Source organism: Faecalimicrobium dakarense (assembly GCF_000499525.1).
GTDB lineage: Bacteria > Bacillota > Clostridia > Peptostreptococcales > Peptostreptococcaceae > Faecalimicrobium > Faecalimicrobium dakarense.
Map to the genome: position 1 here is coordinate 13,398 of NZ_HG529359.1, position 14,168 is coordinate 27,565.

Sequence of the window (14,168 nt, forward strand, 5' to 3'; positions counted from 1 at the left end):
TTATGCTAACTCTACTCTATTTCTTATAAATGCATATAATGCAAATTCATCATTTGTTATTTGTTCTTTTCTTTCTTCTTCTTTTCTTAATTTTTCTATTTTACTTTCTTTAAGCTTTTCTAGCGATTTTCTCTCTATTTGCTTTTCTATAAAATCATCTTTTGCTTCTTTAACCTTGATATTTTCTTCTTCCAGTTGCTCTGCTACTGATTTTATAGATTGAGTTAAAGACGATAAGTAGTTAATAGTTATTTTTTGCGTAACAACATCTTTAATATTACTTATATCTGAATGCTTACTATAACTTAATTGTAAGTTAGCTAAATTTTGTTCAACCATTCGTTTTTCATTTTGAGCTTGAGTATACTTTAGCTTACTTTCTTCTTCATCTTTCACTTTTATGTCTAATACTTTTTGAAGTCTGAATTTAAATTTTTTCACTTAGTCCTCTCTCCTTTAGTCAAACATGGTGCTTAGCATTTGCCTGCTGTCATCAAAAGATGTATTTTCTTCAACTTTTTGCTTTAAAAAGCTATTTATTTTTTCGATGTATGCAATAGACATATCTATATTTTTATTTGAACCTTTTTCATAAGCTCCTATATTAATCAAATCTTCAGCTTCTTTATACGTTGCAATAATATCTCTTGCATATGACGCTGACATTTTGTGATCATCATCACAAATTTCATTCATAAGTCTACTTACACTATTTAAAATATCTATAGCTGGATAATGATTTTTATGTGCCAGTTCTCTAGATAAGACTATATGTCCATCTAAAATACCTCTAACTGTATCTGCTATAGGTTCGTTAAAATCATCTCCATCAACTAATACTGTGTAAAAAGCTGTTATAGATCCTTTATCAGATAAGCCCGTTCTTTCCATTAATTTAGGAAGCATTGCAAACACTGACGGAGTATATCCCTTCTGCGCTGGTGGCTCACCTATAGCAAGTCCAACTTCTCTTTGTGCCATAGCAAATCTTGTCACAGAATCCATCATTAAAATAACTTTTTTACCTTGATCTCTAAAATATTCAGCAATTGATGTGGCTGTTAAGGCTCCTTTTAGCCTTACTAATGGTGATTTATCAGAAGTAGCACAAACTACTACTGATTTTTTCATGCCTTCTTCACCCAAATCTCTTTCTATAAAGTCTAATACTTCTCTTCCTCTTTCTCCTATAAGAGCAATTACATTTACATCTGCTTTTGCAGTTCTTGCAATCATTCCTAAAGTAGTACTTTTACCAACTCCACTCCCTGCAAAGATACCAATCCTTTGACCTTCTCCACAAGTTAAAAATCCATCAATAGCTCTTATTCCTGTAGGCATTATCTGTGTAATTCTTTTTCTCTTCATTGGATCTGGAGGTTGATTTGAAAGACTATATCTTTCACCTGACGCTATAGAACTTTCATCGATGGGATTTCCAATCCCATCGAGAACTCTTCCCAATAATTCATCGCTACATTTAACACTTAACGGTATCCCTCTTGCTACAACTCTACACCCGGGGCCAATCCCTGTTAGTTCTCCAAGTGGCATAAGTATAACGTCTCCATCCTTAAACCCTACCACTTCACAGTCTATTGGATGTTCTAATTGGTTGTATACAGTGCATAGCTCCCCTACAAAACTTTTAATTCCCTCTACTTCTACAGTAAGACCAATTATTTTTTTTACCTTACCCTCAGATTTAATAGCTGGTATATCCTTAACTTTTTTTATTAATTTTTCAAAATCTATATTAATCATAACAACTCCTCTTTTATTTCTTTTAAAACAGAGTCAACTCCAATGATTAATTTCCCTTTAGAAGTTTCTAATATTGCATTTCCCTGTTCAACAGATTCATCTCCTAAAACAAATACATCACTATTTATTTTATAACTTTCCTTAAGCTCTAAAACTTGCTTTTGTAAGCTTTCTTTGTATATAGAATTTGTTTTTATAATAAAGTTTTCTTTGAGTTCATATTCTTCAATTACATTAAGTATCATATTATCCATAGAAGATACCTCTGTGAATTTTTCTCTTAAAACTTGCTCTGCTATGCTTACACTTAAACTTAATATGTGATTTTTATTTTCCTTTAGATATTCAATCGCATAATCTTTAGCTTCTTCTAAAACATTATCAGCATTTCTCAATATATTTTCAGCATCTATTTTAGCTTTTTCAATGTTATCTTCATAAGCTTCTTTATATCCATCTTCATAACCATTTTTAGTCCCCTGATTATAGCCTTGATCATAAGCTTTTTTTTCTATTTCTGAAGCTTTATTTTTACTTTCTTCTATAATACTTAAGCTTTCTTCATTAGCCTTTGAAAGTATTTCTTTGTATTGATTTTCTGCTTCTAAAATTCTATTTTTTAATTCTTCCTCTTTTTTTGTAAGTTCTTCTTCTAAGCTTTTTTGTTCTTCAATTTTAACTTTACTAATAATATTGTTTTTTAAAGTTATCTTGCCTTTAAGGCTTACATCTGCTGATCGTATAATTTTACTTTCCTTACATGATAAATTCATCGTCTGAACCTCTAGATAATGTTATAGCTCCTTCATCTTCAAGTCTTCTTACTATATTAACAATAGTTTGTTGAGACTCTTCAACTTGAGATATTTTTACCTTACCTAATAAATCAATTTCTTCTTTAAGTGCTTGAGATGCCCTTTGCGATTGATTTCTAAATATAACATTTGCAACATCTTTTGAAGAACCTTTAAGTGCAAATGCAATATCTTTAACGTTAACTTCTTTAAGTATTCTTTGAATAGCTGCATTATCAAGTCTAACAATGTCATCAAATATAAACATATTAGATTTAATTTCTTCAGCTAAAATACTATCCTTTTGTTCTATATAATGAATAATACTCTTTTCTGTTTTTCTATCTACACTACTTAGTATATCTACTAGGCTGTCAACTCCACCTGAGTTTTCCTTTTCTCTCTGACCTAATCTTGATAACTTGTATTCCACAGCTTTATCTATGGCCTTTATAATATTTGGAGATATTGACGATATACTACCTATCTTTAAGGAAACTTCATTTTTTATTTTTTCTGGTAGTTCACTTAAAATTGTTGCTGCCTTATCTGGTTGAATGTGAGAAAGAATTATAGCTATAGTTTGGGAACTCTCTCCTTGAATACATGAAAGAATTTGCTCTGGTTCCGCTCTTCTAGCTGTCATAAATAACTTTGTGTAGGCATCATACTTAATACCTTCTAAAAGTTTATTAGCCCTTTGATTACCTAATGCACCATTAAGTAACGATTGAGCATAATCTATACCACCTTCTAAAACAAATTCTTTTCCTTTGTTAAGTTCGATAAATTCTTGAAGAATTTCTCTTCTCTCTCTAGACTTTACTGTCTGTATATTCGCTATCTCTACACCTATTCTCTGAATTTTTTTGTCAGTTAAGTTTTTTATTATTTCGGCAGATACATCAGTACCTAAAGTCATTAAAAGCACTGCTGCTTTTCTTGCACCAGTAACCTTTCTTACTTTTGGTATGTCACCTAAGTCAAATGCATTTCCTGATTTACTAATTTCATTTTGCAAAATAAACAACCACCTTCTACTCGTTTAGCCAGCTTTTAATTAATTCTGTAACTTGTTCTGGATTTTCAGAAGCATAATTTCTAACTTCATCTTCTAATGTAATGCTTTCTTCATCTTCTTCAATATATTTTGATCTATTTTGTTCCATTTCTTCTAGTTTTTGATTTATTAAGTCTATTTCGTTTTCTTCATCAAATATTTCCTCTTTACTTAAACCTTTTTTCTTACGTATATACATAGTTGTCAATACTGCCACTAGCAGTAGTAGTAAAGCCCCTACTATATAACCTGTTATCTTTAACATCTTCTTTATTCCTTCATCTTCTTTTATCATGTCTAACTTGTTATTATCCTTATTAGCTGAATTCATGTTAAAGTCCATCGCTACTACAGCAACATCGTCTCCTCTATCTTTATTCATTCCGATAGTATTTGCTACCATAGTTTCAATTTTTCTTGTTTCTGCTGCTCCTAATTTTCCGTCAACCGCAACTGATGCAGTTATTTTATTTACTTCCCCTTGAGCCTTTACAGTTTTAGTCTCTGTTTTTCCAACTTCATATTGTATATCTTCTTCTTTGCTATCTACAGTAGCTTGCTTATCATTTCCTACATTATTCATGTTGTTATCAACAGCTCCACCAGTGTTTGCAGCTTCTGTAGTTTTGTTATTACTTCTTGATTCTTTTACTACTACTTTATTAGGATCTACTACTGTTTCTGTTTTTTCACTAGTATCAAAATTTAAATCAGCATTAACAGTAGCTTTTACCTTACCTTGACCAAATATAGGCTCTAAAAGCCCAAGAATTGATCTTTCTAAATCTGAACTTAATTCCTTTTCTGCTTTTCTAGATATATCTAATCCATTAGAATTAGCTGCTTTTATATTACCGTCTTCATCAAATAATCCTTCTGATAAAAGTTTCATATTTTGATCTACAACTTCTACATTTTGCTTTGGTACATTAGAAGTACTTGCTGAAACAAGAGACATTATAGATCTTATCTGATCAGGTTCTAAATTTTCTCCAGGTTTTAAATCAATAGATACGGCAGCTTTTCCTGGTATGCTTTCCTTAGCAAATACAGATTCTTTCCCTTCAGTTATGTGTACTCTTGCATTTTCTACTTGTGGGAATGTTTTTATTGTCTTTTCAATTTCACCTTGTGCCATTCTTTGCTTTTTTATTTTAAATTCTTCATCTGTCATACCAAAAGAAGATCCTTCATCCATAATTTCAAAACCTTTTGATCCATTAGAGATATTTTTTGATAACTCAAGTCTTAATTTATCAACTTCATTTTTTGGTACGTATATACTATCACCTTTTATTTGAGTCTCAACTTTTCTACTATCTAGTTCTTTTGTTATAGATGCTGCATCATTGGAATCTAAACCTGAGAAAAGCACTTTATATTTGCTCTCTTTTAGGTAACCTACTCCAAATATTATCGCTAATATACTAGCTACTACTGCAACTATGATTGCTATTTTCTTTTCTTTTTTAAGTTCTAGAAATTGCTGTTTTTTAGTGCTTATAAAGTCCTTTATTTTTTGTATAATTTCTTTTAAATTCATCTACCTGCTCCTTGTTAATAAGTTACAATTGTACCCTATTTACCTCTTGATAAGCTTCATATAATTTATTTCTAACCTCTAGCATTAGTTGCATTGACATTTGAGACTCCTGTACTGATAGCATTACATTATGCATGGATACATCTTCTCCCTTTATTAAACCTTCTATAGCACTATTAGCATTTACTTGAGAGTCATTAACTTTATGTATTGCATTTTCTATAATTTGTGAAAAATCATTTTTTTCTTGAGAATTTATTGGCTCAGTTTTTATAGCTTTTGCAAATATGTTAGAATTTGCTCCTATATTTGTAATTGATTGCATATCTTTCCTCCATACTTATATTTATCTTCCTATTTCTAAGGCTTTTGATATCATATTCTTTTGAGCATTTAACGTGTCCACATTAGATTCATAACCTCTAACCGCTGCTATTAAATCTGCCTGTTCTATAAGCATATCTACATTAGGATATTCAACATATCCTTGTGCATCCGCATCTGGATGATTTGGCTCATATAATCTTCTCAATGGAGATTTATCTTCTTTTATTGATGCAGTTTTTACACCCAACATACCTAATTTTTCATCAAAGTTTTCCTGAAATACCGCTATCTTACGTCTATAAGCTCCCCCATTTTCTGTTCTTGTTGTCTTTACATTTGCTACATTCGCTGATATAGTATCCATTCTCATTCTTTCTGCTGAAAGTCCACTAGCGCTAATTCTCATGCCACTAAAAATACTCATTTAACTACCTCCCTGATATTACACTCTTCATCATAGCTATTTTAGTATTTGTTAAACTAACTAGAGCATTGTATTGAAGAGTTGTTGCTGCTTGGTTTACCTTTTCGTTTTCTAAATCAACATTATTGCCATCTTCCCTAACAATTGAGGTATCATCTTTTTTAACTTCTATTTTAGCCTTATCTTCCATTTTGCCTTTTAGACTTTCTTCAAAACTTACATACTTTCTTTTATAACCTGGTGTATTCGCATTAGCAATGTTATTTGCAATGACTTTACCTCTTAAGTCTGTTGCATCTAAGCTAACTTTCATTAAATTATATATACTCATAACTCCTCCTATTTTTTAATCTAAAAAAACTACTCAGAAAGAGTAGTTTACATTATTTCATGGCATTATAATTCATGTGTAATACTTTCCACAAAACTAGAACAAAATTAAAAATACATTTCACACTACACTATCATATCATTATGTTTTAGAGCTTATATTTCTAAATCATATCTAATGTATATTATACCTCTTTTTTCGAGAAAATTGTATGAATTCGAACAAAAAATTTCAAATTTTTTCAAATTTCTCCATTTTTTTCCAGTTAAATTCATTATTTCGGAAAATATGTGCATATTTTACCAACATATAAATTTTTTCGACATAACCTATCGATTCTTTAATTATTTTTCAGTAATCTCATAGATTTTTTTATGTGTATTGTTTTTGTAATTTGTTATAGTAATTATAATTAATGATTTTTAATATAAAAAAAATACCCTGCAGCAGAGTATTTCTTTATATCAAAATGATAACAAAAAGTCTATTAACTCTTCGGCAGCTGGCTGGCATAGTTAAAAACTTTAGCCCCTATAGTTTTGCGTCCCTAAATTTCCCTAGGTTTGCCTATTAAATTTTTTCACTTCTATTCGTATATATTATAACATATTTTCCTAATTTAAAAGCATTTAATTTAAATTTTTACCTTAAATATTATTTTTTGCTAAAATAATTTATTTTTCATCAAATAATTTCTTTTTCTATTTATAGCAATAATAGGACTTAGTCATTTAGATACTTTAAGTTTAGTAAATAATGATTATGATAGCATTAATGGAACTGGAGCTATTTAGCAGCTTTTAACTAATAATAGCCTTTTATGTACTTGATAATAAATTAAATACATAAAAGGCTATTATTTCGTTGTATTTTTAATATTGTAGTAAATTATTTATCTCTTTAGTAATTTTAATTGCTCCAGCTTCACTCATATGATCAAAATCTATAAAATCTTCTTCTAGAAATATATTTTCTTTAGAAAAATCAATTATTTTCACTTTGTATCTTTCTTTTATTTTTTTCATTATATTATAAAATTCATTTTCATAATTTTTATCTAAGAAATTGCTGTAATATTTAGTATTTGGAAAAATCACAATTATCGGATCTATATTATTTTCTTCTAAAAATCCTATAAATTCATTAAATATATGATTATACTCATCTGTAGTTTTTGTATATTTAGATAGTTTGTTATGCTGATCGGCCCTACACTCACCTAATCTCCATTTTTCTTGCTCACTAATATCACTTAGTTTAACTAAACCTAACATATTATTTACTTCTCTTTTAAAATTCAAATTGAAATATCCATTATTATCTCTGTATATTAAATCCTTAAAATATGTGTCTATAAATGATAAATCAAATATATAATTTATGACATTATCATTTAAGACTTTTTTAATATCTGGTATTTCAATACTATCTACTTGTTCAGAGTTATGCTTATCTTTTAAAATAGGATAATATACATTTTTTACTCTATCTATTGCATCTTCACTTCTTGATTTAGATAAATCGTGGTTAACTAAATAATAACCAGCTCCTATAATACATCTTTTTATATTATTATTATTATTTATAGCCAATTTAGCTAATTTATAAGGGTAATATAAATCTTGGCTAGATAAAGCTAAACTTACAGTTTTATCTTTTAATAACTTTGCATCTATTCCTGTTAATGGGTATGAGTTCCCTACCACTATAGTTTCTATATCTTTAGACTTAGACTTTTCTAATGATTTTAATAAGTAATTATAGTCATAATTACTATAATATATTTTCCCGCTTATATTGAACATATAATTCATTAATTTATCATAATATATAATATCATTAAAATATGAGTTAGAATCTAAATTATTATTTATAGTCTCTTCACTTACTATTAATACATTGATTTGGCTGTATTGTGATTTTTTGTCTGAATTTTTATATTCATCAATATTTTTTATAATTTCAAAATCTTTAATTAAAGATTTTTCTAGTATATTGTATTTATCTTTTCCATAAAAATATATCTTAATTTTTGCATTAGTAATAATTTCTTCTTTTAATCTGCATAAAGATACTTTTAATTCTTCTATTATATTAGTAGTATCCATGTGTTGATCAATAGTTTGAATATTAAACTCATCAATTATACTAACTATTAAATCTGCCAAATCGCTGAATGATTTAATACATTTGCATTGATTATTATACTCTATTAGATCTGCTAAGGTATTAACTATACTTATAGTTGTATCTATATTTATATATTCTTTTTGAAGTATATCTAAAATGCTTTCTATTATGTATTTATTACTTAAGTATTTTTCTATATTATATTCACTTTTAGTACATCTATAATTATTAATGTCTAGCCCCCCTTAATTTTATTATGTATATTTTATAGTTAACATTCTGTTCTTCCATCAATATAATGAACAGAATTTTTTTACTTTTATAATATACTTTATTAATTTTCATATTTTACATTTTCAATAAAATATAATAAAAACGCTATTTTTTAGCAATAACACGAATAACTATAGGGTTTTGATCTTTATATATAGCATAATTATCAGCTTCATCGGCTAAAACAATATTAAATCCAATCGATTTTAATTTATCTACTAATTCTTCTATAACAATAAACCTCCTACAATGTTCATTATATATATATGTATTTCGCCCTACCTTTTCTCCTAAACCATAAATATCATCTTTTGTACTACGTACTTCTATTAAAAATAAACCATCTCTCTTTAAAGTCTCATAAACTCTTTGTAATAGTATATTTTCTTCCTCTTCTGAAATAGAGTGCATTGTGAATCTACTGTAAACATAATCAAATGTTCTTTTTTCTAATAACTTAGTTTTAATAAAATCATCTGCTATAAATTCAATTTTATCCATCGAATTATTTTCTTTTAAATTATTTATAGATTTATCAGATTGATCTATTGCAGTAACATTAATTCCATGTTTTGAAAATAAAAGAGAATCTCTTCCATTTCCACACCCTAATTCTATTAGCTTTTTTCCTTCCTCTAAATATTTTAAAACATATTCTGCAAATTTTGATGGCTCTATAGGAGCTATCTTTTTATTATAATAATTGTTCCAATATTGATAATCCATATGTTAACTTCTCCCTCATGTTGTTTTGATACAAAATACTAAATTTCAAAATTAAAGTTGCTTATCTTATCAGTCATACTATATAGATTTATACTTTAAAACCTTATCTATATGATTCCACACTCTTAAAGAAGAATTGCTATCTTTATGTTTATAAAATACATCTCTCAATTCTTCTCTTTTTTGTTTAAAATATTCTTCTTTATATAAACAATTGAATAGTTCTAATTCTAATTCATCTTGTGTCTTAACCTTTGGACCTGCTGTCCAAAAATCATACGGTTCTAAACTTATACCTCTCTCTTGCCTATATTCTTCTATATCTGCATTTATAAATACAGTTGACTTATTCATAAATAAAAAATCTCCATATATACTTGAATAGTCTGTTATTAATATATCTGCACAATTTAAAATTTCATATAAATCTAAACCTTTTTCATCTAAATTTTCGTTCGATATAAACAATAAATTTTCTAATTTTCTTTCTTTTGTCTTACTTATAATTGTTCTTTCTTCTGCGTGATGTACTTTTGATATACAAATAATATTATTTTTATGTAAAAATTCATTAAATCTAGTATAATTAAAACCTTTTATCTTTATACTATCATTAAATTTGCCTCCATTTATAACACCAGAATTTTCATGTATGTGGAAAGTAGGCATATTGAATATAACTTTTTTTCCATCTATACTTCTTCCTAATAATTTTTCTAGGTTTTTTCTGCCATCAGATAAAACAAGTGTATCTGTTCTTGGATTTCCTGTAATTTCATATTTATCTTCTGGAATAGCTGAAAATGCGCTTTGAATCAACATATTCATATTAGATGAAATACATACTTTATCTATATTTTCATATTCTTCAGGTGTAAAAGCGAAATTTTTATGTTTTTTGTCCATAATTCCACAATTCTTTAGTATTACACTTCCATGGCCTACATCAATATTGTATGTAAACTTTGGATATCCTACAAATGTATTGAATCCTGAAACAGTAACAGATGATATAAGAGGAACTTTTACTATATTTTCGATATTATAAACCTCTCTGCCATTAATAATATTTAGTTTATACCTCTCTTTATATTTTTCAGGTATGTATTTTATCAATGCATATACATTTGAATCCGCTGCATTAAATCTATTTAACGTTACTGTTCTTTTATAATCCTTATCTCTCAGACCTTCCATAGTTTTGTAATCAATCTCTACTAATTCCAGTTTATTATTATCTGTAGGGACTATTATAAAGCATTTTTTTACACCCTTTAATGCTATTTCTCTAGTTAAATTTATATAATTTATATCATATAAAACTATGGCATTAAGCTCTGAATGCTCATCGCATGATATAAAATCATTTATACTTAAAACTTCCTTACTTGTAATTACATAATTATCTTTTATATATGCCCAACTATCCCCAATTTTATTTTTTGATAGTAATTCAACATATTCTTTATCTATATTCTTAAACTTACTAGCTATATATTTAACTAAATCAGGATTATTATAGTCTATAGCTAAATTAGATTTAATTTCATCTAATAATAACTTATATTCTTTTGATAAAACTTCATCTTTATATAAATTAGTTATATCATTTATAAAATCAATATCATCAGTATATCTTAATGCAATTCCCCCATATAAAGCTGATTTCACTTTTTCGCCTATTAATTTATAAGTATATGATAAATTAAAATAAGCATCTAAATAGTCATATTTAATACCTATTGAAGTTTTATAACAACTAATTGCAGCATCATATTCTTGTATCTTAGAACAAAGCATTCCTCTTAAATTCCAGTACTCTGAATTATTTATATACTTATTTTCATTTTGCATTATAATTTCGTATGCATTTTCTATATCATTATTAATTATAAATTTTTTTATTCTATTAATAGTCTCCATATTGCTATACTCCTTGCATGCAACTTTTATTTTGTGTTATTAAATCAATTTTATCTTTAGCTTCTATAACTATCTCTTCTTCTTGACAATAATCAACTATTTTACTATAAAATCTTATAGCTTCTTCCGTTTCTCCTAATAATTCTTTTAAATAAGCTATATTAAATATAGTATTAAAATTATCATTTTTTAAGAGCGATGATTTTCTTAAGGTAATTTCTGCCTCATTTAAATTACCACTTACTAAGTATATAATAGATTTCATATTTAATATTTCATACTCTTCATTATACATTGCTTCGTATTCATTTATCATACTCATAGCCTCTTCTAATTTACCATTGTTGATGCTATTTTCAATTATAGATTTATACTGCGATTTAAGCTCTGTTAATTTAGAATTTTCTTTCAAATCATTATCAAATTTATTTATTAATATTTCTATAGCCTTTTTATAAATTGGATTATCTATAAGTAAATCTTTCATATCTTTTATGTATGCTAACTTATCTATTTGCGAATTCTTTTGAATCATATTTACCTTCATAACAAATTCGTCGTCTTTATCTCTGATAAATTTAATAATTTCTTCATCTTGTAAATTTTTATTATATATTTGTTTCAAACTTTCGTATGTATAATATGTGTACATTAAGAATAAATCTTCATACTTGTCGCCAACTAAATTTCCATATATTAATAAAGCTTTAGATAAACAAGCATAAATATGTATTTTTTTAATATCTAATGTATTTTTTCTAGTTTTTAAGTAGTCATATAAATCTAATATAATATCTCTTCGATTTGCTATTATAAAATCGATATAATTTTTAATTTTAATATATGAAACTTTATTTAATATATCTTCTAATTCTAGATTTTGATTTAAAGCATAATATATTAAATCTCCATAGTATACTTCTTTTTCACTTATTAGAATTTCATTATATTCTTTAATAGTTAGTTCTTTTCCTAATCTTATTTCATTTAAAACTCCATAATTATCTTTTATATTAGATAAAATATTATACATTTTAGGTTTATCTACTTCTTTTATTCTTCGAAGTATTATTTCTAGATTTTCTTTAAACTTATTTTTTTCTACTGTAGACTTTGGAAATTTGTTATATAATTCAATTATTTTCTCTACTTTATTTTGCTTGTATAGACTCATAAATACTACTAAATATGCTTTATTTAAAACATCTGCACTAATTTGATCTATGTTTTTTACAATTTCATCATACATTTCTAACTTATAATAGTTATCAAGCATATTAACTTCACATTGTTCTCTATGTGCTACTGTATCTCCATTACATTCCATGTCATTTGCTTGAGTAGATATGTCATAGTTATCAAGAAGATATAAATATCTTTTATAATTTTCTAAACTTTGTTTATATTTACCCAGACATTTTTGACTAGTTGCTAGATAATAGTATATATCTATATTTTTATTATCTTTTTTTATATATTTAAGACATAGTTTTTCGCATTTATTAAATTCACTTATCTCTATATATAAATTAGCTAAATCTAATGTTACAAATATAGGGATATGTCCTATTTCAGAATATAAATTATGTCCTTTTTCCATATAAAAAATTGCATCTTCATAACTTCTTGATATATTATAACTTTTACCTAGCTGATAATTCATATATGGATTGCTAGGTTGCTTTTTAACTTCTTCTAATAATATAGCTTTATTTCTTTTATCTTTTAATTGCTTTATTTCTTCATTTATAAATAAATATCCATAGTGCTTAAATAAAGCTATACCGTTATATATAGGATTTTTATATATCGGTTGTTCATGTATAGCACCTTCATATCTAAATCCTTTATAGTTTTAAATAATCTTAAAATAGGTGCCATACTATATCCTTTTTCATCTTCTGAAAGGATATTTTTTAGCTCTATACTTGCACTGTTATACTTTTTATGCAAATCTGAATTAAAAAAGTTTTTTAGTTTATCATAGTTTATTAATTCTTCATCTGCATCTAGTATTAATATCCAATCTCCTTTTGCATAACTTATAGATATATTTCTCATATGTGCAAAATCATTATTCCAATTTGAAAAATGTACTTTATCTGTATATTTTTTAGCTATATCTACACTAGAATCAGTTGATCCTGTATCTAATATTATAAGTTCACTATTTATATCTTCCATCAATGGTATTAATGCATTTAGCGTTTTATCTAAATATTTTTCTTCATTTTTCACCATCATTACAATACTTAGTAACATATCTTAAATTCCTTTCAAATTATTAAGTTTAAAAATAAAGAGTAAAGCATATGCTTTACCCTTTAGTTTTAAATTCAATAATTATCTTAATAATTGAGTTACAGATTCTGGTTGTTGCTTAGCTTGTGCAACCATTGCTTGAGATGCTTGGTTTAATATATTTAACTTAGATAATTTAACCATTTCTTTAGCAACGTCTATATCTCTTATTCTTGATTCTGCAGCACTTAGATTTTCTGTTGATGTTGTTAAATTAGAAGATGTGTACTCTAATCTATTTTGTGTAGCTCCTAATTGAGCTCTTGCATTATTTATTTTTTCTAGAGCACTTTCTATAGATGTTACAGCAGCAGCTGAACTTGCATTACTCTTTACAGATACCTTTGATAAAGATTTTGCTACATCTACTAATCCAATTGTACTAACTTCTCTAGTCTCTGCATTAGCTCCTGCTTGTATTGTAAACTTGCTTCCTGCACTTAATAATGACTTTCCATTGAATTTAGTTTCTTTACCTATTTGTGTCATTTCACTTTGTAGTTCTTTTAACTCTGCAGCTATTTTTTCTCTATCTTTATCATCTAAAGTATCATTTCCACCTTGAACTGAAA

14 protein-coding genes and 1 riboswitch are annotated in these 14,168 nt (G+C 26.7%); all 14 genes read right to left on the bottom strand.

The features are described from left to right. Positions 1 to 441, bottom strand: a complete 441-nt coding sequence (fliJ, locus tag BN899_RS11040; protein WP_042275353.1) for a flagellar export protein FliJ — start codon at positions 439 to 441, stop codon at positions 1 to 3. Positions 442 to 456: 15 nt separating this feature from the next. Further along, positions 457 to 1,764, bottom strand: a complete 1,308-nt coding sequence (gene fliI / locus BN899_RS11045; RefSeq protein ID WP_042275355.1) for a flagellar protein export ATPase FliI — start codon at positions 1,762 to 1,764, stop codon at positions 457 to 459. Then, complete coding sequence (locus BN899_RS11050) at positions 1,761 to 2,537, bottom strand: FliH/SctL family protein (RefSeq protein WP_042275358.1); 777 nt, start codon at positions 2,535 to 2,537, stop codon at positions 1,761 to 1,763. Before BN899_RS11050 ends, fliI begins: the two co-directional genes overlap by 4 nt. Further along, complete coding sequence (gene fliG, locus BN899_RS11055) at positions 2,521 to 3,579, bottom strand: flagellar motor switch protein FliG (protein WP_147568540.1); 1,059 nt, start codon at positions 3,577 to 3,579, stop codon at positions 2,521 to 2,523. The genes BN899_RS11050 and fliG overlap by 17 nt, the downstream gene beginning before the upstream one ends. A gap of 16 nt (positions 3,580 to 3,595) precedes the next feature. After that, a complete protein-coding gene (fliF, locus tag BN899_RS11060; protein ID WP_042275359.1) occupies positions 3,596 to 5,161 on the bottom strand; it encodes a flagellar basal-body MS-ring/collar protein FliF in 1,566 nt (521 codons plus the stop codon). A 22-nt stretch (positions 5,162 to 5,183) separates the two neighbouring features. Beyond that, the gene (gene fliE, locus BN899_RS11065; RefSeq protein WP_042275360.1) at positions 5,184 to 5,486 is read right to left on the bottom strand and encodes a flagellar hook-basal body complex protein FliE; all 303 of its coding nucleotides are present in this window, start codon (positions 5,484 to 5,486) and stop codon (positions 5,184 to 5,186) included. A 21-nt stretch (positions 5,487 to 5,507) separates the two neighbouring features. Then, complete coding sequence (flgC, locus tag BN899_RS11070; RefSeq protein ID WP_042275361.1) at positions 5,508 to 5,912, bottom strand: flagellar basal body rod protein FlgC; 405 nt, start codon at positions 5,910 to 5,912, stop codon at positions 5,508 to 5,510. A gap of 4 nt (positions 5,913 to 5,916) precedes the next feature. Beyond that, positions 5,917 to 6,243, bottom strand: coding sequence for a flagellar basal body rod protein FlgB (flgB, locus tag BN899_RS11075; RefSeq protein ID WP_042275362.1), 327 nt, complete (start codon positions 6,241 to 6,243; stop codon positions 5,917 to 5,919). Positions 6,244 to 6,737: 494 nt separating this feature from the next. Further along, positions 6,738 to 6,821: riboswitch (cyclic di-GMP riboswitch) on the bottom strand. A gap of 294 nt (positions 6,822 to 7,115) precedes the next feature. Then, positions 7,116 to 8,411, bottom strand: a complete 1,296-nt coding sequence (locus BN899_RS11080; protein WP_147568541.1) for a hypothetical protein — start codon at positions 8,409 to 8,411, stop codon at positions 7,116 to 7,118. A gap of 340 nt (positions 8,412 to 8,751) precedes the next feature. After that, positions 8,752 to 9,372, bottom strand: a complete 621-nt coding sequence (locus tag BN899_RS11085) for a class I SAM-dependent methyltransferase (protein WP_052356821.1) — start codon at positions 9,370 to 9,372, stop codon at positions 8,752 to 8,754. Between the two features lie 78 nt (positions 9,373 to 9,450). Next, entirely contained in the window at positions 9,451 to 11,295 is a 1,845-nt protein-coding gene (locus BN899_RS11090; protein ID WP_042275366.1) for a CDP-glycerol glycerophosphotransferase family protein, read from the bottom strand. A 4-nt stretch (positions 11,296 to 11,299) separates the two neighbouring features. After that, positions 11,300 to 12,958, bottom strand: a complete 1,659-nt coding sequence (locus tag BN899_RS11095) for a hypothetical protein (RefSeq protein ID WP_052356822.1) — start codon at positions 12,956 to 12,958, stop codon at positions 11,300 to 11,302. Positions 12,959 to 13,074: 116 nt separating this feature from the next. Continuing rightward, a complete protein-coding gene (locus BN899_RS11100) occupies positions 13,075 to 13,557 on the bottom strand; it encodes a glycosyltransferase (RefSeq protein WP_052356823.1) in 483 nt (160 codons plus the stop codon). An 81-nt stretch (positions 13,558 to 13,638) separates the two neighbouring features. After that, on the bottom strand, positions 13,639 to 14,168 hold a 530-nt coding region (locus BN899_RS11105), incomplete at its 5' end, for a flagellin (RefSeq protein WP_042275367.1).

What these genes read in the sequence shown, in the direction of transcription:
- BN899_RS11095 (WP_052356822.1), bottom strand. Translation starts at nt 12,958, where the DNA reads ATGAATTATCAGCTAGGTAAAAGTTATAATATATCAAGAAGTTATGAA.
- BN899_RS11085 (WP_052356821.1), bottom strand. Translation starts at nt 9,372, where the DNA reads ATGGATTATCAATATTGGAACAATTATTATAATAAAAAGATAGCTCCT.
- BN899_RS11100 (WP_052356823.1), bottom strand. Translation starts at nt 13,557, where the DNA reads ATGTTACTAAGTATTGTAATGATGGTGAAAAATGAAGAAAAATATTTA.
- BN899_RS11050 (WP_042275358.1), bottom strand. Translation starts at nt 2,537, where the DNA reads ATGAATTTATCATGTAAGGAAAGTAAAATTATACGATCAGCAGATGTA.
- fliF (WP_042275359.1), bottom strand. Translation starts at nt 5,161, where the DNA reads ATGAATTTAAAAGAAATTATACAAAAAATAAAGGACTTTATAAGCACT.
- fliE (WP_042275360.1), bottom strand. Translation starts at nt 5,486, where the DNA reads ATGCAATCAATTACAAATATAGGAGCAAATTCTAACATATTTGCAAAA.
- BN899_RS11090 (WP_042275366.1), bottom strand. Translation starts at nt 11,295, where the DNA reads ATGGAGACTATTAATAGAATAAAAAAATTTATAATTAATAATGATATA.
- flgC (WP_042275361.1), bottom strand. Translation starts at nt 5,912, where the DNA reads ATGAGTATTTTTAGTGGCATGAGAATTAGCGCTAGTGGACTTTCAGCA.
- fliI (WP_042275355.1), bottom strand. Translation starts at nt 1,764, where the DNA reads ATGATTAATATAGATTTTGAAAAATTAATAAAAAAAGTTAAGGATATA.
- flgB (WP_042275362.1), bottom strand. Translation starts at nt 6,243, where the DNA reads ATGAGTATATATAATTTAATGAAAGTTAGCTTAGATGCAACAGACTTA.